This is a genomic window from Roseateles toxinivorans (assembly GCF_004362525.1).
Taxonomy (GTDB): domain Bacteria; phylum Pseudomonadota; class Gammaproteobacteria; order Burkholderiales; family Burkholderiaceae_C; genus Paucibacter; species Paucibacter toxinivorans.
This window is the reverse complement of the sequence record NZ_SNXS01000010.1, coordinates 16,786-36,538: the sequence shown is the minus strand read 5'-3', so window position 1 is coordinate 36,538 and position 19,753 is coordinate 16,786. Positions and strand designations below refer to the sequence as shown.

Sequence of the window (19,753 nt, the reverse complement as noted above, 5' to 3'; positions counted from 1 at the left end):
CAGCCTCGCACCATGACCTTTCAATCTCCGACTCGAATCCCCGCCGACTCCGACCGCGTGCTCGACGCACTGCTGCTGCTCGGCGGCACCCGTGGTGCCACCGGCCTGAGCCTTTGGCTCAATGCGCTGGGCTGGCAGCGGAGCGACGGCGGGCCCTTCGAGCCGGCCGACGTGACGCGGGGCCTGCAGGCGCTGCTGGGCACCGGCGTGATCGCCCAGCACTATGGCAAGGGTTACGCCGCCGACCCACAGCGCCATGCGGAGCGCCTGCAGGCCCTGCTGCTGCGCCCCGAGGCAAGGCGCTACTGGCGGGTGATGGTCTGGGTGCTGGGCGGCGGCAATGGCGATATCGAGCGCCTGCCGGGCTGGCTCAGCTTTCGCGCGGCCGATGAACGGCTGAACCTGTTGCGCCTGCTGCTGGCCTCCGGCCTGGCACTGGCCGACTACCGGCGCCTGCTGGACAGCCTGCTGCTCGATCTGTCCGACGAGGCGCTGCTGGTGCCCGCCCTTCTTCAACCCTGGCTGCCCGAGGTCGTCGCCGCGATGGACCCGGCCCTGCGCGACCAGGTGCTGGGCCAGCTGCTGGCGCTGCTGCCGGCCGGTTCGGCGCCGGGCCTGATGCTGCACGACTGGCTGCTGCAGCAGTTCCGCAGCGCCCCGGAGGCCCTGGACCCGGCGCTGCGCGCCCGCCTGGCCGACGATGCGCTGCAGGCGCTGGCCCTGCCCCTGCTGGATGATTTGCTGAAGGGTCTGGACGGCATCGAAGCCAGCCCCTTCGAGGCCGCGAAGCTGATGCTGGCCGGCCGCTGGCCCGAGGCCGCCGCACGCTACGAGCAGGCGCTGGTCGATCTGCGCAAGAAGCGCGGTGTTCGCCGCGGCGTGCTGGGTCAAAACCATGGGCGCTTGTACGTGCTCAGCCTCTTGGCCCAGGACAGCCCCAAGCTCTGGGAGGCGGCACGCAAGTTCTGCATCGCCGAGTCGGGCTCGCGCAAGCCCACCGCCTTCGAATGGTGGGGGCTGTGGGCTCACGCGATCGGTGTGCGCCTGGGCGAGGAAAGCCCGGATGACGCCGCGCTGGCCTTCATCCCCGGCCTGGAGGCACGCGAGCATGTGCTGGAGACCGGCTGCAACCGCCTGCTGCTCGCCGCCTGGCTGGGCCGCGACGCGCCGGGCTGGGAGGCGTCGGCGGTGCAGGCCGTGGTGGCTCGCCTGCAGGCGCTGCAGCAGCACTGGCTGGCGGCCCTGGTCGCGGCGGCGGCAGAGGCACTCGACCTCGGGCCGATCCGCTTGGAGAAGGGCCAGCGCCCGCAGCCGGTCAGCTTTCTCGGCGGCCCGCGCGAGGCCTGGCGCGATGCCTTGGCGGCCATCGCCGTGCTCGATGAGGTTGCGGCGCCAAAGGCCGCCGCTGCCCAGATCGAGCTGGCCTGGCAGTTGGAGCTCGACGCCCAGGGCCGCGTGCAGGACATCGCGGCGATGGAGCGCAGCCTCGGCGCGCGGGGTCAGCTGAAGCTGAAATCGGTCGGCTGGGCCAAGCTGAAGAAGAGCAGCGCCCTGTTGCCCCGTGACAGCGTGGTGCTGCGCCATGTCGAGCGGCCCGCCTACGGCGCCAGCACCACCTACCAGATCGATGTCAGCCAGGCGGCGATTGCGCTGGTCGGCCACCCCGGTGTGATGTTTGCCGACGCCCCCGGCCAGTGGGTCGAGCTGGTGGAGGCGCAGCCTGAACTTGAGGTGCTGAAGAAGGCCGGTGCCGATGGCCGCGAGCAGTTCGAGTTCTCCATCCACCCGCCGCTGGTCGCCTCCGAGCCGCCGCGCACGACCGACTGGCTGGGCAGCAACTACGAGGCAGAAGTCGAAAAGCGCAACAGCATCCGCCTGCTGCGCGACGGCCCGCAGCATGCGCGGCTGATACGCATCAGCGCGGCGCAGCGCCGTGTCGCCGAGCTGGTCTCGCAGGGCTGGGCCGTGCCGGCCGAGGCCACGGCCGAGTTGGGCGCGGCACTGCAGGTGCTGAGCGGCCATTTCCAGCTGCACAGCGACGCCGCCGCCGGCCAGTTGGTGACTGGCGACAGCCGCCTGCGCGCCCGCCTCAGCCCGCTGGGCGAGGGCCTGCAGCTGCAGCTGGTGGCGCAGCCGTTCGGCGACTTCGGCCCGGCCGTCACGCCGGGCCTCGGCCGCGCCCGGCTGATGTGCATGCACGAGGGCCTGAGCCTGGCCACCGAGCGCGATCTGGCGGCCGAACAGGCCCATCGCCTGGCCGTGCTGGACGCCCTGCCCTTTCTCGACCCCGAGCTGGGCGCCGACGCGCCCTGGCTTCTGGACGACCCGGAGCAGGCGCTGCACGCTGTCGAGCTGCTGCCCGGCCTGCCCGGAGTCGCGGCGCTCGACTGGCCCAAAGGCCGACGCTTAAGCGTGCAGCCCCTGGCCAGCGCGGCGCTGACCGTCAATGTGGCCAGCGGCCGCGACTGGCTGGCGCTGCAAGGCCAGGCCCAGCTCGACGAGCAGCGGGTGCTGGGCCTGCAGCAGCTGATCGCGCTGGCGCGGGCCTCGCGCAGCCGCTTCGTCAGCCTCGGCGATGGGCAATACCTGGCCCTCAGCGAACAGCTGCGCCAGCAACTGCGCGACCTTGATGCGCTGGGCCAGACCAAGAAGGACCAGCTGCAGCTGCCCAGCGCCGTGGCCTCCTGGCTGGACGAAACGCTGGACGGCATGCAGGTCGAGGGCGACTCGCCCTGGCGCGCCCGCATGGACGCCCTGGCCCAGGCCGCCGCGTTGCGGCCCGCCGCCCCGCCCGGCCTGCGCGCCGAGCTGCGCGACTATCAGCTGGAGGGCTATGCCTGGATGAGCCGCCTGGCCCACGCCGGCCTGGGCGCCTGCCTGGCCGACGATATGGGCCTGGGCAAGACCGTGCAGACGCTGGGCCTCTTGATCGCCCGCGCCGACCTCGGCCCGGCGCTGGTGCTGGCGCCGACCTCGGTCTGCGCCAACTGGCTGGCCGAGGGCGAGAAGTTCGCGCCCGGCCTGCGCTGCAGCCTCTACGGCGAGGACGGCGACCGCGAGGCACAGATCGCCGCCGCCGGCCCCGGCGACGTCTTGATCGCCTCCTACGCGCTGGCCCAGATCGACGGCGAGCGCTTTGCCGACAAGCATTGGGCCACCTTGGTGATGGACGAGGCCCAGGCGCTGAAGAATGCCGCCACCAAGCGCGCCAAGTCGGTGGCCGAGTTCAGCGCCGGCTTCCGGCTGGCACTGTCGGGCACGCCGGTGGAGAACCGCCTGTCCGATCTGTGGTCCATCATGAATCTGATCAACCCGGGCCTCTTGGGCAGCGCGGCCCAGTTCAACGAGCGCTTCGCCGGGCCCATCGAGCGCCAGCAGGACCCCGTCGTGCGCGCGCGGCTGCGTCGGCTGGTCTCACCGTTCCTCCTGCGCCGCACCAAGGCCCAGGTGCTGCAGGACCTGCCCCCGCGCACCGAGATCGTCCACCTGGTCCAGCCGGGCCCCGAGGAGCGCAGCTTTCTGGAGGCGCTGCGCCGCAATGCGCAGGACAGCGTCAGACAGGCGGGCAGCGATGGAAAACCCGCCACGATGCAGGTACTGGCCGAGCTGATGCGCCTGCGCCGCGCCGCCTGCGACCCGCGGCTGGTGGCCCCCGAGCTGGGCCTGGCCGGCGCCAAGATGGCCGAGTTCGAGCGCATCGTCCGCGAGCTGGTCGATGGCCAGCACAAGGCCCTGGTGTTCAGCCAGTTCACCGACTTCCTGAAGCTGCTGGCCGAGCGCCTGGACAGCATGGGCCTGGCCTATCAGTACCTGGACGGCAGCACGCCCGCGCCCGAGCGCGCCAGGCGCGTGGCCGCCTTCCAGAAGGGCGAGGGCGAGCTGTTCCTGATCAGCCTGAAGGCCGGCGGCTTCGGTCTGAATCTGACGATGGCCGACTATGTCTTGATCGTCGACCCCTGGTGGAACCCCGCCGCCGAAGACCAGGCCATGGGACGCGCCCACCGTATGGGCCAGCAACGCCCCGTCACCGTCTACCGCCTGGTGACCGCCGGCTCGGTCGAGGAAAGCATCCTGGCCCTGCACCGCGACAAGCGCGGCCTGGCCGATGGGATTCTGGAGGGGCAGGATGAGGCAACGGTGCTGGATGCGAGGGCGCTGGCGGAGTTGCTGCGGGGCTGAGCCGGCCCCTGACCATCACTCGATCAGCGCCCCACCCTTCGCCCGCTCATCCATATACCGGTTGATGCGCAGCCGGTCCTGTTCGTCGAGCGACTCGCCGCGCCAGGCCCGTATCCAGGCCTCGCGCTGCGGGTCCTGGGCCAGCTTGCGCACGGCCAGGTCTATGGCCTCGATGTGCCTGCGGCCCTCGGCGTTGCGGGTGCAGGCGGCAGTGGCAACCAAGGTGCTGCGGCCTTCGGCCAGGGGCAGCTTGATCAGCTCGGGGCCAGGCTCGGCGGTGCGCAGGTACTCATCGACGGCCGAGGGGTACTCCAGTGTGTAGTCCATGCGGCCGGCGCGCAGCATGGCCAGCAGTTGCTGCCTGCGCGTGGCGACCACGGTTTGCGGGGCGTTGAAAGCAGCTGTTTTCAGCAGCGCATCGATCTTGGGGCCGAAGGAGCGGTCGCGAGGCAGCAGGCCCATCAGCTCGGTACGCTGCAGCAGCTCGCCAAGTTGCAGCGGCTGGCCCCCGGACTCGAACTGCGCGGCCTTGTCGCGGCGCACGATGACGTGCAGCTGGCGCGATAACAGCGGCGGGTGCAGCTGAGTGAAGTAGAGCCAGTTCATGCGCTCGGGCGTGCGCAGATGCAGCACCGAGCACAGGGTCTGCCCCTGACGTGCCAGGGCCTCGAAGCGCGGAAAGCCGGCATCGACGAACTCATGCCTGAACTGCGGCATATTGGCAATCAGCAAGCGCAGAAAACCATCGAGCTCGCCATTGGCCAGATCGGCCACACGTTGTGGCGGCCTGCCGTTGACGTAGCTGAAATGCGGCGGAAGGTCCTGCGTCATCCAGCGCACCGCGCCGACGGGCTCCTGCGCTCGGGCAGGGGCCGACAGACCCAGGCCCAGGGCAAGCAGCCAGCAAAAGAAGAGGCCGCCGCGACGGCGCTCAGCAGTCACGCAAGCGCCTCAGTCGCCTTCGACCCACTCGATGCGGGCGCCCAGGGTGCAGATGTTCTCGACGAAGTGGGGATGCGCGCGCCGTATCGGGGTGGCATTGCGTATCACCGAGCGTCCCTTGATGCTGGCCGCCACCATCAGCAGGGCTATCGCCACGCGGATGATGTAGGGGCTCTCGACCTCGGCCGGGGCCAGCGGCTTGCCGCCGAAGGTGACCATGCGGTGCGGGTCGGACAGGAAGGCGTGCGCTCCGAACTTGCTCAGCTCCGAGGTCCAGCCCATCGCGCCGTCGTAGACCTTGTTCCAGAACATCACGCTGCCCTCGGCCTTGACGCCCAGGGCGACGAAGATGGGCAGCAGATCGACCGGCAGATAGGGCCAGGGTGCTGCCTCGACCTTTTGCAGGATGTTGCGGGTGAACGGCTCCTTGACCTTCAGCGGGCCGTCGGTGATGGCCCGCGACCAGCCGTCCTTGTGCTCGATGCGCACACCGAACTTGGCGAATGTGCGGTCGATCAGCGGGAACTGCTCGGGCGTCGAGTTCTTCACCTGCACATCGCCGCCGGTGATCGCACCCAGTGCCAGGAAGGTGACGATCTCGTGGAAGTCTTCTGCAAAGGTGAACTCGCCGCCCTTGAGCCTGTCCACACCGCTGATCTTCAGCTTGGACGTGCCCAGGCCCTCGATCTGCGCGCCCAGCATCTGCAGAAACAGGCAGAACTCCTGCACATGGGGCTCGGAAGCGGCGTTCATCAGCGTCGAGGTGCCGTCGGCCAGCGCGGCGCAGAGCACGAAGTTCTCGGTCGTCGTCACCGAGGCATAGTCGGTCCAGTGGTCGTTGGCATGCAGCTTGGCCGCCTGAACATGCAGCAGCAGGCCATCGGGCTGGCGCTCGACCTGGGCGCCGAAGCGCTCGAATACCTCGACGTGCGGGTCGATTTCGCGCATGCCCAGCGTGCAACCCTTGACGTCGTCCTCGATTCGGGCCGCACCAAAACGGGCCATCAACCCGGGCACCAGCATGATGGACGAACGCATTTCCTCGGGCAGACGGTCCTTGGACGCGTCGAAATGCGTGTCGCGGTGGTGCACATCGAGCAGGCCGGTCTTGAAGTCCACCTCGACCCGGCTGCCCAGATTGCGGAAGACCTCGAGAATCTTCTTCACGTCGGTGATCTCGGGCACGCCATGCAGCCGGATCGGCTCCGCGCTGAGCAGCGTCGCGCAGAGTATGGGCAGTACGGCGTTCTTGTTGGCCGAGGGGATGATGCGGCCGGCCAGCGGGGTTCCGCCGTGAACAATCAGATTCGACATGTGGGGGGCTGCGCGGGGCGGCTGAAATTGCAGCCCCGATTATCAGTCCTGTGCAGCGCCCCCAGGCAGCAGACGCCTTTACTTACCCGATTTTCACCGGCACAAAGATCTTGTCGCCGCCGCGCTGTATCAACAGCGCCACCGATTTGCCCGACTTGGCGACCACCTCGCCGACCTGTTCGGCCGATTGCACCGGCTTGCCATTGATGGCGAGCAGCAGGTCGCCGGGGTTGATGCCGGCGCGTGCCGCCGGGCCGGAAGCGTCCTCCACCACCAGGCCCTGGGCGCCGTTGACGCTGCGCTTCTCGTCCAGCGTCAGCGGGCGCAGGGCCAGGCCCAGCCTGCCGTCCTGCGGGCTGCCATCGCTGGCTGCGGCCTGCTTGTCACCGGCATCGGCGCCACCGAGCCTGGCCTCGATCTCGCGAGCCTCATGGTCACGCCAGACCTTGAGCTTGACCCGCTCGCCCGGCGCCGACAGGCCGATCAGGCTGGACAGATTGCCCGAGCGCACCACCGGCTCGCCGTTGACCTCGGTGATCACGTCGCCCGCCTTCAGACCGGCCGCTGCTGCGGCGCTTTTTGGTGCCACATTGGCCACCAGCGCTCCATCGGGCCTGGGCAGGCCGAAGGAATCGGCCAGCGCCTGGGTCAGGTCCTGCACATTGACGCCCAGCCGGCCATGCTGGGCGCGGCCGGTGGCGACGATCTGGTCCTTGATCTTCAGTGCCACATTGATCGGGATGGCAAAACTCAGCCCCTGATAGCCGCCGGACTGCGAATAGATCTGCGAGTTGATGCCCACCACCGCGCCGCTACCATCGAACAGCGGGCCACCCGAGTTGCCCGGGTTGACGGCCGCGTCGGTCTGGATGAAGGGCACGACCGCGTCGCCGGGCAAGGAGCGGCCCTTGGCGCTGACGATGCCCTGCGTGGCCGTCTGCTCCAGGCCGTAGGGTGCGCCTATGGCCAGCACCGGGTCGCCGACCTCGATCTGGCGCGGGTCACCCAGGCGCACAGTGGGCAGGTTCTTGGCCTCGATGCGCAGCACGGCGATGTCGGTGGTCTTGTCACTGCCCAGCACCTTGGCGGCGAACTCGCGCCGGTCGCTCAGCTTGACCGTCACCTCCTTGGCCTCGTTGACGACATGGGCGTTGGTCAAGATCAGCCCGTCGCTGCTGATGATGAAGCCCGAGCCCTGGCCGCGGAACGGCTGCTGCGGCTGGCCGCGGCCGCGCTGCTGGAAGCCCGGCAGGCCGCGGAAGAAGGGGGCAAACGGGTCGGCCTCTGAGCCGGGGCCGCCCTGCTCCTCGCGGCTGACCCTGTGCATGCCCTCGACGGTGATGCCCACCACGGCCGGGCCTGCCTGCTTGACGATGGCGCGGAAATTGGGCACGCCAGCATCACGCAGCAGCGGCACCGGGGCCTGGACCTGAGCCTGGGCGGAAAGGTTGGCGGGCGCCGGCTCGGCGGCGGCCAGCTGCTGCGGGGCCGTCGCTGCGACCGGCACCGGCTTCGGCTCACCCTTCAGCCATTGCGGCAGATTCAGCGCACCGGCGGCACCGCCGGCCAACAGGCCTGCCGTCAGCAGGGCCGCATTCAGGGGTTTGATGTTCATGCCACGTTCTCCGTCAAGGCGCGCGGGGGATTCCGCATGACATGAACGATAGGGCGGCAGCGTTAGGCCTTGGTTAGCCGAGATTTAAGCGAAAGTTAAACGGCGCGGGGGAACAGCCATTGGTAGCCCGGATGCAATCCGGGCTACGCCTCTGGGAACAGCAGGCTGACCTGGAGCCCGCCCAGCACCGAATCGCCCAGGGTGATGGCGGCACCGTGGCGCTCGGCCACCTGGCGCACGATGGCCAGACCCAGGCCGGAGCCGCCTTCGTCGCTGAGATTGCGGCGGTAAAACCGGTCGAACACATGCGCGCGCTCGGCCGGCGGTATGCCGGGGCCGCTGTCATCCACCTGCAAGCGGGGGCGGCCCTCGACCTGTTCGACGCGCAGCTCGACGCGGGCGCCGGGCGGCGCGTAGCGCAGCGCGTTGTCGGCCAAGTTGCGCACCAGCGCGGTCAGCGCCGCGCGATCGCCCAGCACCGTCACCGGCCGCTCGGCGAAGAGCTGCAGCTCGCTGCCGCGCTGCCGCGCCAGCGGCACGCAGTCGGCCACCGCCTCGCGCACCAGCTCGCTCAGGTCCAGCGGCTGCGGGGCCACGGCCAGCGCGCCCGGCTCGGCGCGGGCCAGGGCCAGCAACTGCTCGACTAGGCGGGCGGCGCGTTCGATGCCGGCGGTCAGCGCTGCCATGGCCTCCTCGCGCGTGGCCGGGTCCGTGGCACGGGCCAGCAACTGGGCCTGCAGCTTCAGCGCCGTCAGCGGCGAGCGCAGCTCGTGGGCCGCATCGGCGACAAAGCTGCGCTGCTGATCGAGCGACTGGCCCAGGCGCTGCAGCAGGGCATTCAGCGCCGTCACCAAAGGCGCCACCTCGTCGGGCAGGCCCTCGCTGGGCAACGGCGCCAGCGACTGCGCATCGCGCTCGCGCACGCCTGCCGCCACCTGCTGCAGCGGCCTCAGGGTCAGCGCGCTGAGCCACCAGCCCAAGAGCGCCATCAGCGGCGCCAGCAGCAGCAGCGGCACGACGCTGCGCAGCGCTGCGGCGGCCGCCAGCTGCTGGCGTATCTGCACCGGCTGGGCGACCTGGATGATGCGCTCGGGCGTGGCCACGCTGAAGGTACGCCAGGCCTGGCCGTTGACGTTGATCTCGGCCAGGCCCAGCAGGGCCCGCGCCGGCAGATTGGTGTGGGCACGCGAGGCGTAGATGCTGCGGCCGTCCACCGTCCAGATCTGGACCACGAAGTCGAGTTGCTCATCGGCCAGCGCACGGGCCTGGTTGGCGGCAATCTCGCCCTGGTCGCGCAGCGCCAGCGCCATCTGGCGCAGCTGGTAGTCGAACAGGGTCTCGGTCTCGGCCAGCACGCTGCGATAGGTGCTGAGGCCCATCACCAGCGCGGCGGCTGCCAGCAGGCCCAGCAGCGTGATCAGCAGTCGGGCGCGCAGCGAATTGATCATGGGCCCTCGGCCTTGGCCGAGCCGACGTAGTAGCCGACGCCGCGCACGTTCTGGATGAAGTCGGCACCGAGCTTGCGGCGCAGCTGGTGGATGTAGACCGAGACGGCGTTGCTCTCGATCTCCTCGCCCCAGCCGTAGAGCCGGTCCTCCAGCTGGGCGCGCGACAGCAGCGCGCCGGGCCGCTGCAGCAGGGCCTCCAGCACGGCCAGTTCGCGGGCCGACAGCACGACCGGCTGGCCGTTCAGCGTCACCTGGCGCGTCGCCGGGTCCAGCGTGACGGCGCCAAAGCTCAGCAGCGCCTGGCCGCGGCCGCTGTGGCGGCGCATCACGGCGCGGATGCGGGCATTCAGTTCGTCGAGCTCGAACGGTTTGACGATGTAGTCGTCGGCGCCGCTGTCCAGACCCTTGACCCGCTCGCCGGCACCGTCTCGGGCTGTGAGCACGATCACCGGCGTCTGGTCCTGGCGGGCGCGCATGCCGCGCAGCACGGTAAGGCCGTCGGACGTGGGATCGGCTTTGGGGTCGTTTGCGGCAGCCCCGCCGCCCGGCGGCAAGCCCAGATCGAGCAGGACCAGATCAAAGCGCTCGCTGGCCAGGGTGGTCTGCGCCGCGGCCACATCGCGCACCCAGTCCACCGCGAAGCCCTCCAGGCGCAGCGCGGCGCGCAGGCCCTCGCCAATCATGCGATCGTCTTCCACCAGCAGCAGGCGCATCGGGACCGGAAATCAAAGTTGCGACAGCCGGGAGCATAGCCGGCCATCGGCCGTATCAATCAGGTCTGCGCCCGGGCAAAGGCCATCAGCTGCTCGGCCGGCATCGGCCGGGCGAAATAGTAGCCCTGGCCATAGCCGCAGCCCAGATCCTTCAGCAGCCGGGCCACCTCGGCCGTCTCCACGCCCTCGGCCACACAGGCCAGGCCCAGATTGCTGGCCAGGCCGATGACGGCCTCGACAATCGTCTGCCCCTGGCCGCGACCGCCCAGGTCCTGCAGAAAGCTGCGGTCTATCTTCAGCTTGTCGACCGGAAAGCGGGTCAGGTAGGAGAGGCTGGAATAGCCGGTACCGAAGTCATCGATCGACAGCATCACGCCCTGCGCCTTGAGCCGGGTCACCGCCGCCAGCACGCTGGCCGGGTCGCTGATAAGGATGGACTCGGTCAGCTCCAGCTCCAGCCGCCCCGGCGCCAGGCCGCTGTCACGCAGCGCCGCCGCGACCAGCGTCTCCAGCCCGCCCTGGCGGAACTGCAGCGCCGACAGATTCACCGCCACCCACGGCGCTGGCCCATTGATGGCGGGCCACAGGCTGGCCTGCCGGCAGGCCTCGTGCAGCACCCAGGCGCCGATGCGCACGATCAGCCCGCTCTCCTCGGCCACGGGAATGAACTGGGCCGGTGGCATCAGGCTGCCATCGGGCAGACGCCAGCGCAGCAGGGCCTCGGCGCCGACCATGCGGCCGGTCTTCAGATCGATCAGCGGCTGGTAGTGCAGCTCGAACTCGTTGGCCTCGATGGCGCGGGCCAGGCCCACCTGCATGCGCATGCGGTCCTGCACATCGCCCTGCATGCTGTCGTCGAAGAAGCGGTGGCAATTGCGGCCGCTTGCCTTGGCGTGGTACATGGCCGTGTCGGCGCGGCGCTGCAGCGTTTCGAGGTCGCCCCCCTGCTCGGGGAACATGACAATGCCGAACGAGGCCGAGACGCGCAGCTCGGCGCCGTCGATCAGCACCGGCTCGCTCAGCCTGGCCTGCAGAGAGTCGAGCACGGGAGCAATCGACTCACGGTCCTTGACGCCACGCAGCAGTATCAGGAACTCGTCGCCGCCGAGGCGGCCCACGGTGTCGCTGCTGCGCAGGGCGGCCTGCAGGCGCCGCGCGGCGGTGGCCAGCAGCTGATCACCGGCGCCATGGCCCAGCGAATCATTGACGGTCTTGAACTGGTCCAGGTCCAGCAGCAGCACCGCCACCTGGGTGTGGTTGCGCCGAGCGTCGGCCATGGCCTGCTCCATCCGATCATGCAGCAGCGCGCGGTTGGGCAGGCCGGTCAGCGGGTCGTGATAGGCCAGAAACGCCAGCCGCTGCTCGGCGCGCTGGCGCTCGGCCACCTCCTCGCTGAGCCTGGCATAGGGCTCGCGCACGGCGACCACGAACACGGCGCGGTAGATGAACCAGTAGGCGACTATCTTGTAGCCATGGCCCAGCAGGCTGAAGATGTCATTGACATTGGCATACAGCGTGAAGCACAGCTCGCTGAGGATGGTGACCAGCGCCGCCAGCGCCAGATCGGCGCTGCTGTACTGGTTGCGCGCGGTCTGCCGCACCAGCAGGCCGGCCGCCGCCAGCAAGAGCAGAACGATGCCGTACTCGGCGGCGATCTTGGTGCTCGTCAGGCCCAGGCCCGGCACGAACAAGGTCGGCCAGATCTGCGGCCAGGCCAGCTGCGAGGCATAGCCCAGGGCCGCGAGCGCCAGAAAGGCCATCAGCAGCAGGCGGCGCTGCGCGACGTCAAGCAGCGGCGACACCGGCCGCAAAGCCACCAGCAACAACACGATCGCGGCCGTGTAGCGGGCGCTGAGCCAGAAGGCGATCGCCTTCTGCGGCGCGGCCTCGGTGACGAAGTCGGGCATGCCCTTGTAGGACAGCAGATGCCCCAGGTCCAGCAGGCCCACGGCCAGAAAGCCGCAGCCCAGCAGCATGACGTTCAGCCGGCGCTCGCGCCCCTGCGCATGCCAGGCCGAGACGAAGACAAGGCCCGCAATCACCACTGCGGCCAGCTCGCCGACGGTATGCAGCCAGACCGGAAACACGCTCTCGCTGCGCTTCAGGAAGTCCAGCGAGGGCATGGCCCAGAACAGCAGCAGAGGAAGGGCCAGAACCAGCACCAACACCCAGGGCCGGCGCTGCGACCCCGGCGTCGGGATGATCTTGCGAGGCTCGGCGATGTCGGGCACGACATCACCGATGCGGCTGGGGACTTGGGCCATGGCGCCAAGCATAGCGCCGGACAGCGTCAACCCGCGTAGGCGAGGCCCATGTCACCCGAGGCGGGATGCGGAAAGTCACCGAATCCCCCTGGTCAAAGCCGGGCTGAGGCGATTCAGTAGGCCGAAGCCCCCGCCGCCGCCAGGCTGGCCGAAGCCCCCAGTCCGAAGTCACCGGCCAGCTTGCGCGCGGCCTGGGCCAGCAGCACCACGTCGATGCCCACCGCCACAAAGGTGGCGCCCAGCTCCAGATAGTGCCGGGCCAGTGTCTGGTCGGCCGTCAGGATGCCGGCGGCCTTGCCGCTGGCCACGATGGTCTTGATGCCCGCAGCTATGGCGGCCTGCACCTCGGGGTGGCCCGGCCTGCCGCGATGGCCCATCGACGCGGCCAGATCGGCCGGGCCTATGAACACGCCGTGCACGCCATCGACGGCGCAGATCTCGACCAGATTGCCCAGCGCCGTGGCCGTCTCGGCCTGCACCAGCAGGCAGACCTCGTCATCGGCCACTTCGACGTAGTCGAGTCGGGCGCCGAAGCGTGCCGCACGGGCCGCGGCCGCGCCGACGCCGCGCATGCCCAGCGGCGGGTAGCGTGTGGCGGCCACCAGGCGGCGGGCCTGCTCGGCCGTGTCCACCATGGGCACCAGCAGGTTCTGCGCGCCGATGTCCAGCAGCTGCTTGATCAGCACCGGGTCGCCGGCCACCGCCCGCACCACCGGCTGCACCGGATAGGCGGCGACAACCTGCAACTGCGCCAGCATCGAGCGCACATCGTTCGGTGCATGCTCGCCATCGATCAGCAGCCACTGGAAACCACAGCTGGCGCAGATCTCGGCACTGTAGGTCTGGGCCATCGACAGCCACAGGCCGACCTGCTTGTCGCCGCGAGCCAGCGCCGCCTTGAATGCGTTGCCAGCCATCAGAGTCCTCCCTGGCACAGGTATTTGGTGTGCATGTAATCGTCCAGGCCGTGGGTCGACCCCTCACGACCATAGCCCGATTCCTTGACACCGCCGAACGGCGCGGCCTCGGAAGCCAGGGCGCCCTCGTTGATGCCGACGATGCCGGTCTCCAGCGCGTCCGCGACGCGCCAGACGCGGGCGATGTCGCGGGAGTAGAAATAGGCGGCCAAGCCGAATGGTGTGTCGTTGGCTATTCTCACCACCTCGTCCTCGCCGGTAAATCGGAACACCGGCACGACCGGACCGAAGGTCTCTTCCTGGGCCAGCAGCATCGCCGTCGTGGCGCTGCTGAGCACCGTCGGCGCGACATAGTTCGGGCCCTCGCCCTGCAGCAGGCGCCGGCCGCCGGTGACCAGCTGCGCGCCCTTGGACAGCGCGTCGTCGATATGCGCCATGATCTTGTTCACCGCACGGGCGTTGATCATCGGGCCGATCTGCGAATCGGCGCGGGTGGCCGGGCCGACCTTCAGCGCGCCGACGCGGGAGGCCAGCTTCTCGACGAACTGATCGTGCACGGCGTCATGGACGAACACGCGGTTCGGGCAGACGCAGGTCTGGCCGCCGTTGCGGAACTTGGAGACCATCAGCCCTTCGACGGCGGCGTCCAGATCGGCGTCCTCGAAGACGATGAAGGGGGCGTTGCCGCCCAGCTCCAGCGACAGCTTCTTCAAGGTGGTGGCCGACTCGCGCGCCAGGTGCTTGCCCACCGGCGTGGAGCCGGTGAAGGTGATCTTGCGCACGCGCACGTCCTTGAGCCAGACGTCGACCACCGCCGGCGTGTGCTCGCGCGAGGCGCTGACGATGTTCAGCACGCCGGCCGGAAAGCCGGCCAGCTCGGCCAGATGGACGAGCGCCAGCGAGGTCAGCGGCGTGTCCTCGGCCGGCTTGGCGACGACGGTGCAGCCGGCGGCCAGCGCCGGGGCGATCTTGCGCGCGATCATCGCGGCGGGGAAGTTCCAGGGCGTGATCGCGGCGACCACGCCGACCGGCTCCTTCAGCGCCATCATGCGGCGGCCGCGCACCGGCGCCGGGATCAGCTCACCGTTGGCGCGGGTTGCCTCCTCGGCAAACCATTCGACATAGCTGGCCGCGTACAGCACCTCGCCGCGGCCCTCGGCCAGCGGCTTGCCCTGCTCGGTCGAGATGATCAGGGCCAGGTCTTGCTGGTGTTCGATGATCAGCGCATGCCAGCGCTTCAGCAGCTGCGCGCGCTCGCGGGCCGGCGTCGCCTTCCAGGCCGGAAAGGCGGCCTGGGCGGCGTCGACCGCGGCCTGCGCATCGGCGGCCGCGCTGTCGGGCACGGCAACGATCAGCGCGTTGTCAGCCGGGTTGCGCACCTCGAGCTGCTGGCCTGAGGCGGCGGCCATCCAGCGGCCGGCGATGAAGTTGTCGGCACGCAGCAGCGTGGCATCTTGCAGGTTCATGGCTAAGTCTTTCAGGTGACGATGCCGAGTTGCCAGGGCACGAATTCGTTGTCGCCCAGGCCCAGCTCTTCGCTCTTGGTGGGCTGGCCGGAGGCGACGCGCAGGATCTCGTCGAAGATCTGCTGGCCCATCTCCTCGATGCTCAGCTCGCCATCGACGACCAGGCCGCAGTTGATGTCCATGTCTTCGCTGAGACGGTCAAACATGACCGTGTTGCTCGCCAGCTTGATCGAAGGCACCGGCTTGGCGCCGAACATCGAGCCACGGCCGGTGGTGAAGCAGATCAGATTGGCGCCGCTGGCGATCTGGCCGGTGGCCGAGCAGGGATCGAAGCCGGGCGAGTCCATGAACACGAAGCCGTGCTGGTCAATCGGCTCGGCATATTCATAGACCGCCTGCAGCGGCGTCGTGCCGCCCTTCATCGCCGAACCGAGCGACTTCTCGAAGATATTGGCAATGCCGCCGGCCTGGTTGCCGGCCACGACCACACCATTCATCTGGCCGCTCTGGCCCAGCGAATATTCCTTCCACCACTCGAGCCGGTCGAGCAGCTTCTGGCCCACCGCCTCGCTGACCGCGCGGCGCGTCAGCATGTTCTCGACGCCGTAGATCTCCGGCGTTTCGGACAGTATGGCCGTGCCGCCGTGGCGCACCAGGATGTCCATCGCCGCGCCCAGCGCCGGGTTGGCGCTGATGCTGGAGAAGCCGTCCGAGCCGCCGCATTGCAGGCCTATGCTCAGATAGCGTGCGCTGACGGGTTCGCGCGTCACCGCGTTCGCCTCGGGCAGCATCGCCTGCACGGCGGCCACGCCGGCGGCAATCGTCGCGCGGGTGCCGCCGGTGTCCTGCATATTCATCGTCACCAGCTTCGGGCCCTTAGCCATTTCCTCCAAGCCCTGGCTCTCCAGCAGCGAGCTGATCTGGTTGCGCTCGCAGCCCAGGCCGACAATCAGCACCGCAGCCAGGTTCGGGTGGCGGGCAAAGCCGGCCAGGGTGCGGCGGAACACATCGAAGTTCAGGCTGGGCGTGGACATGCCGCAGCCGGTGTTGTGCGTGAAGGCGACGACGCCATCGACGTTGGGGAACTCGGCCAGCCGCTCCTCGGTGAACCAGTCGGCAATGCGACGCGACACCGTCGCCGAGCAGTTGACCGACGAGATGATGCCGATGTAGTTGCGCGTGGCAATGCGCCCGCCGGGCCGCTTGATGCCCATGAAGGTCGCCTGCTGCGCCTCGGGCAGGTAGGCCACAGCCTGCACATCGGTGCAGAACTCGGGGTCGCGGTCGAACTCTTCGAAGCGCAGATTGTGCGTGTGCACATGGTCGCCGGGCTCGACATCGCGGGCGGCGAAGCCGATCACGGTGTCGTACTTGCGCACCGCGTCGCCGGCCTTCAAGGCCACGGCCGCGATCTTGTGGCCGGCCGGCACCTGGGCCCGCACGCGCAGGCCGAACTCGGGCACCTCCTGGGCCAGCGCCACCGGGGTGCGCGCGATCAGCACATTGTCGTTCGCGTGCAGCCGTATCAGCGGCGAGGCGGTGATGGTGGCGGCCATCGCGATCAGCCCTTGGCCATCAGCTCTTTGAGCTTCAGGCGTTCGATCAGCAGCGTTTCCTTCTTGTAGGTCGCGGCGATGTATTTCTCGTAGTCCGGGCCGTCGAGGTACATCAGCGGCGCGTCGATCTTGTCGCAGGCAGCGGTGAACTCGGGGCTGGCCGCGGCGGCCTTGAAGGCCTCGCGCAGGCGGGCGGCGACGGCCGGCTCCAGGCCCTTCGGTGCGCCGATGCCGTTCGGCGCATCGACGACGACGTTGTAGCCGGCCTCCTTCAGCGTGGGCACCTCCTTGAAGTCCGTGGTGCGCTGCTCACCCCAGGTGGCCAGCAGGCGCAGCTTGCCCGACAGCACATGGGGCGCCCAGGAGCTGGAGTCGGCCAGCACATCGATGTGGCCGCCCAAGAGCGCCTGCAGCGCGTCCGAGCCGCCCTTGAACGGGATGTGGTTGAACTGCGCGCCGGCGGCCATCGCGAACTCTTCCATGCCCACATGGGTGGCTCCGCCGATGCCGGCGCTGCCGTAGTTGACCTTGCCCGGATTGGCCTTGGCATAGGCCACGAGCTCCTTCAGCGTCTTCCACGGCGCGCTGGCCTGCACGGCGATGCCGAAGGTCTGGCCCGAGGTGCGGGCGATATAGGTCAGGTCCTTCAGCGGATCGATCTGCACCGAGCCCAGTTGCGAGAAGCGCGTCACCGAAATCGGGATCTGGCCGATGGTGTAGCCGTCCGGCTTGGCCGAGGCCATCGCGCGCAGGCCCAGCATGCCCGAGGCACCGGTGCGGTTCTCGACGACCAAGGTCTGGCCCAGGTTCTTGGCCGCCGCGGCACACAGCGCGCGCATCGTCTGGTCGGCCGTGCCACCGGCCGGCCAGGGGCAGATGAAGGTGATGGGCCGCTCGGGGTAGGCGGCGGCGAAGGCGTTCTTCGGCAGCAACGCGGCCGTCGAGCTGGCGACGACGCCTGCGCTGGCCAGCAGCCATTGGCGGCGGCTCAAATGCATGTAGGTCAAGGTCTTGATGGATGTGTTCATGTCTCGCTCCGGGGGATGTTCTGGGGTCAGGCCTGGGCAACCAGCGCGGCAATCGCCTCGCCCATCGCCGTGGTGTTGGCCGTGCCGCCGAGATCGCCGGTGCGCGGGCCCTGCACCAGCACGGTCTCGATCGCCTTGACGATGGCGTCGTGGGCAGCGCGGCCGGCGCCTGTGCTTTCGGTCAGGAAGTCCAGCATCAGCGCGGCCGACCAGATCATGGCCACCGGGTTGGCAATGTTCTTGCCGTAGATGTCGGGTGCCGAGCCATGGACCGGCTCGAACAGCGAGGGGAACTTGCGCTCCGGGTTCAGGTTGGCCGAAGGCGCCAGGCCTATGGTGCCGGTGGTCGCCGGCCCCAGGTCGGACAGGATGTCGCCGAACAGATTGCTGGCCACGACCACATCGAAGCGGCCCGGCTGCAGCACGAAGCGGGCGCTGAGGATGTCGATGTGCTGCTTGTCCACCGTCACCGCCGGATAGCCCTGGGCCATCGCGTCGGCCCGGCCGTCCCACCAGGGCATGCTGATGGCGATGCCGTTGGATTTGGTGGCCACCGTCAGATGCTTGCGCTCACGGCTGTTGGCCAGCTCGAAGGCGTACTTCATCACCCGGTCGGTGCCGAAGCGCGAATAGACCGACTCCTGGATCACGATCTCGCGGTCGGTGCCGGCATACATCACGCCGCCCAGATTGGTGTACTCGCCCTCGGTGTTCTCGCGCACGACGAAGTAGTCGATATCACCGGCCTTGCGCCCGGCCAAGGGGCAAGGCACGCCCTCGAACAGACGCACCGGGCGCAGATTGATGTACTGGTCAAACTCGCGGCGGAACTTCAGCAGCGAGCCCCACAGCGAGACATGGTCGGGCACGGTGGCCGGCCAGCCGACGGCGCCGAACAGGATGGCGTCCATGCCACTCAGCTGCGCCTTCCAGTCGTCCGGCATCATCTGGCCATGCTGGGCGTAGTAATCGCAGCTGGCCCAGGCGATAGGCGTCAGCTCGAGGTCGATGTCGAAGCGCTGGGCGGCGGCCTGCAAAACGCGCAGGCCCTCGGGCATGACTTCCTTGCCGATGCCATCTCCGGGGATGACGGCGATTTGGTAGCGCTTGGACATGGTGCGGGCCTGGTTCAGTGGGGATGGCTGAACTGTAGTTGTGCACGAAAAAACTACAATGGCCGCATCGGTTAATTCATCCTGCACATTTCGTGAATGATCAAGTCACCAAACACTGACGATCTGCGCGTGTTCACCGTGGTGGCGCGCAAGTCCAGCTTTGCCGGTGCGGCCGAGGAGCTGGGTGTGTCGGCCGCCTATGTGACCAAGCGCATACGGATGCTGGAAACCGATCTGGCGACCAAGCTGCTGCACCGAACGACGCGGCGCGTGGTCGTCACCGAGGACGGCGAGCGGGTCTATCTGTGGGCCCAGCGGGTGCTGGACGATATCGACCACCTGATGCAGGAGGTGTCGGTGACGCGGGCCATGCCGCGCGGCCTGCTGCGCGTGTGCTCCAGCTTCGGCTTCGGGCGCAATCTGGTCGCGCCGGCAATCTCGCAGCTGGTCGAGAAATACCCCAGCCTGGCGGTGCGCTTCGAGGTGTTCGACCGGCTGGTCGATGTCGCCAGCGAGGGCTTCGATCTGGACGTGCGGGTCGGTGACGAGATCGCCCCGCACCTGATCGCCAAACGCCTGGCCTCCAACCACCGCGTGCTCTGCGCGGCCCCCAGCTATCTGGAGCGGCGCGGCGTGCCACGCGCGCTGGCCGACCTGTCCAACCACGACTGCATGGTGATCAAGGAGCGCGATCACCCGTTCGGCGTCTGGAAGCTGACCACCGGCAACACCGAGCAGACCGTCAAGGTGACAGGCCCGCTGTCGACCAACAACGGCGAGATCGCCGTGCGCTGGGCGGTCGATGGCCGCGGCATCGTCTTGCGCTCGGTCTGGGACATCGCCCCGCTGCTGGCCAGTGGCGAGCTGGTGCAGGTGCTGCCCGGCCATGAGCAGGAGGCGAACGTCTGGGCCGTCTACCCGTCGCGGCTGGGGACCTCGGCCAAGGTCAGGGTGTGCGTCGAGTACCTGGAAACCTATTTCGCGAGGATCGCGGCGCAGACCTGGCCGGAGGGGCGCTGAAGATGCGCCTCAGAGTAGCTGCGCAGGTACAGCCCCGCCAGCCGACGGGCGCCTGTGCGGGGCTGAAGCGCGCAGCGGCTTGGGCCAGCGCGCCTTGGCGCGCGATTCCAAAACTAACTGGGCGCGATTGTCCGAACATAGTGAGCGAAGCGAACGGCGTGAGTTTTGCGCCCGGC

At 68.9% G+C, this 19,753-nt stretch carries 13 protein-coding genes; 2 read left to right on the top strand and 11 right to left on the bottom strand.

Features of this window, described 5'->3' with window-relative positions; all coding sequences use genetic code 11:
* Positions 1 to 12 precede the first annotated feature (12 nt).
* The gene (locus DES47_RS24260; protein ID WP_133703357.1) at positions 13 to 4,179 is read left to right on the top strand and encodes a DEAD/DEAH box helicase; all 4,167 of its coding nucleotides are present in this window, start codon (positions 13 to 15) and stop codon (positions 4,177 to 4,179) included.
* Positions 4,180 to 4,194: 15 nt separating this feature from the next.
* On the opposite strand, the gene DES47_RS24255 is transcribed toward DES47_RS24260, so the two are convergent.
* The 11 genes from DES47_RS24255 to DES47_RS24205 form a co-directional block, all read right to left on the bottom strand.
* Entirely contained in the window at positions 4,195 to 5,121 is a 927-nt protein-coding gene (locus DES47_RS24255) for a hypothetical protein (protein WP_133703356.1), read from the bottom strand.
* A 9-nt stretch (positions 5,122 to 5,130) separates the two neighbouring features.
* Positions 5,131 to 6,435, bottom strand: coding sequence for a UDP-N-acetylglucosamine 1-carboxyvinyltransferase (locus DES47_RS24250; RefSeq protein WP_133703355.1), 1,305 nt, complete (start codon positions 6,433 to 6,435; stop codon positions 5,131 to 5,133).
* An 82-nt stretch (positions 6,436 to 6,517) separates the two neighbouring features.
* On the bottom strand, positions 6,518 to 8,050 hold the full coding sequence (locus tag DES47_RS24245; RefSeq protein WP_133703354.1) for a Do family serine endopeptidase: 1,533 nt from the start codon (positions 8,048 to 8,050) through the stop codon (positions 6,518 to 6,520).
* Between the two features lie 143 nt (positions 8,051 to 8,193).
* Positions 8,194 to 9,498 carry an ATP-binding protein gene (locus tag DES47_RS24240; protein ID WP_243748446.1) on the bottom strand — a complete coding sequence of 435 codons (1,305 nt, stop codon included), beginning with the start codon at positions 9,496 to 9,498 and terminating at the stop codon, positions 8,194 to 8,196.
* On the bottom strand, positions 9,495 to 10,211 hold the full coding sequence (locus tag DES47_RS24235; protein ID WP_133703353.1) for a response regulator: 717 nt from the start codon (positions 10,209 to 10,211) through the stop codon (positions 9,495 to 9,497). The genes DES47_RS24240 and DES47_RS24235 overlap by 4 nt, the downstream gene beginning before the upstream one ends.
* A 59-nt stretch (positions 10,212 to 10,270) precedes the next feature.
* Complete coding sequence (locus tag DES47_RS24230) at positions 10,271 to 12,475, bottom strand: putative bifunctional diguanylate cyclase/phosphodiesterase (RefSeq protein ID WP_166652146.1); 2,205 nt, start codon at positions 12,473 to 12,475, stop codon at positions 10,271 to 10,273.
* 113 nt (positions 12,476 to 12,588) lie between these two features.
* Positions 12,589 to 13,395 (bottom strand): 4-hydroxy-2-oxoheptanedioate aldolase, encoded by an 807-nt coding sequence (hpaI, locus tag DES47_RS24225; RefSeq protein ID WP_133703435.1) that lies wholly within the window; start codon positions 13,393 to 13,395, stop codon positions 12,589 to 12,591.
* Entirely contained in the window at positions 13,392 to 14,858 is a 1,467-nt protein-coding gene (locus DES47_RS24220; protein WP_133703351.1) for an NAD-dependent succinate-semialdehyde dehydrogenase, read from the bottom strand. Before DES47_RS24220 ends, hpaI begins: the two co-directional genes overlap by 4 nt.
* Before the next feature lie 11 nt (positions 14,859 to 14,869).
* Positions 14,870 to 16,414 carry a UxaA family hydrolase gene (locus DES47_RS24215; protein ID WP_133703350.1) on the bottom strand — a complete coding sequence of 515 codons (1,545 nt, stop codon included), beginning with the start codon at positions 16,412 to 16,414 and terminating at the stop codon, positions 14,870 to 14,872.
* A 5-nt stretch (positions 16,415 to 16,419) separates the two neighbouring features.
* Positions 16,420 to 17,442: a Bug family tripartite tricarboxylate transporter substrate binding protein gene (locus DES47_RS24210; protein ID WP_243748445.1), complete on the bottom strand. Its 1,023-nt coding sequence runs from the start codon at positions 17,440 to 17,442 to the stop codon at positions 16,420 to 16,422.
* Between the two features lie 26 nt (positions 17,443 to 17,468).
* Positions 17,469 to 18,557, bottom strand: a complete 1,089-nt coding sequence (locus DES47_RS24205) for a tartrate dehydrogenase (protein ID WP_133703349.1) — start codon at positions 18,555 to 18,557, stop codon at positions 17,469 to 17,471.
* Positions 18,558 to 18,653: 96 nt separating this feature from the next.
* Here DES47_RS24205 and DES47_RS24200 point away from each other — a divergent pair, with 96 nt between their 5' ends.
* Entirely contained in the window at positions 18,654 to 19,577 is a 924-nt protein-coding gene (locus DES47_RS24200) for a LysR substrate-binding domain-containing protein (RefSeq protein ID WP_133703348.1), read from the top strand.
* Positions 19,578 to 19,753 lie beyond the last annotated feature (176 nt).

Excerpts from the sequence above, each read along its gene's own strand:
- DES47_RS24230 (WP_166652146.1), bottom strand. The coding sequence starts at position 12,475 with ATGGCCCAAGTCCCCAGCCGCATCGGTGATGTCGTGCCCGACATCGCC.
- DES47_RS24250 (WP_133703355.1), bottom strand. The coding sequence starts at position 6,435 with ATGTCGAATCTGATTGTTCACGGCGGAACCCCGCTGGCCGGCCGCATC.
- DES47_RS24235 (WP_133703353.1), bottom strand. The coding sequence starts at position 10,211 with ATGCGCCTGCTGCTGGTGGAAGACGATCGCATGATTGGCGAGGGCCTG.
- DES47_RS24215 (WP_133703350.1), bottom strand. The coding sequence starts at position 16,414 with ATGGCCGCCACCATCACCGCCTCGCCGCTGATACGGCTGCACGCGAAC.
- DES47_RS24260 (WP_133703357.1), top strand. The coding sequence starts at position 13 with ATGACCTTTCAATCTCCGACTCGAATCCCCGCCGACTCCGACCGCGTG.
- DES47_RS24240 (WP_243748446.1), bottom strand. The coding sequence starts at position 9,498 with ATGATCAATTCGCTGCGCGCCCGACTGCTGATCACGCTGCTGGGCCTG.
- DES47_RS24220 (WP_133703351.1), bottom strand. The coding sequence starts at position 14,858 with ATGAACCTGCAAGATGCCACGCTGCTGCGTGCCGACAACTTCATCGCC.
- DES47_RS24205 (WP_133703349.1), bottom strand. The coding sequence starts at position 18,557 with ATGTCCAAGCGCTACCAAATCGCCGTCATCCCCGGAGATGGCATCGGC.
- DES47_RS24210 (WP_243748445.1), bottom strand. The coding sequence starts at position 17,442 with ATGAACACATCCATCAAGACCTTGACCTACATGCATTTGAGCCGCCGC.
- DES47_RS24245 (WP_133703354.1), bottom strand. The coding sequence starts at position 8,050 with ATGAACATCAAACCCCTGAATGCGGCCCTGCTGACGGCAGGCCTGTTG.
- DES47_RS24200 (WP_133703348.1), top strand. The coding sequence starts at position 18,654 with ATGATCAAGTCACCAAACACTGACGATCTGCGCGTGTTCACCGTGGTG.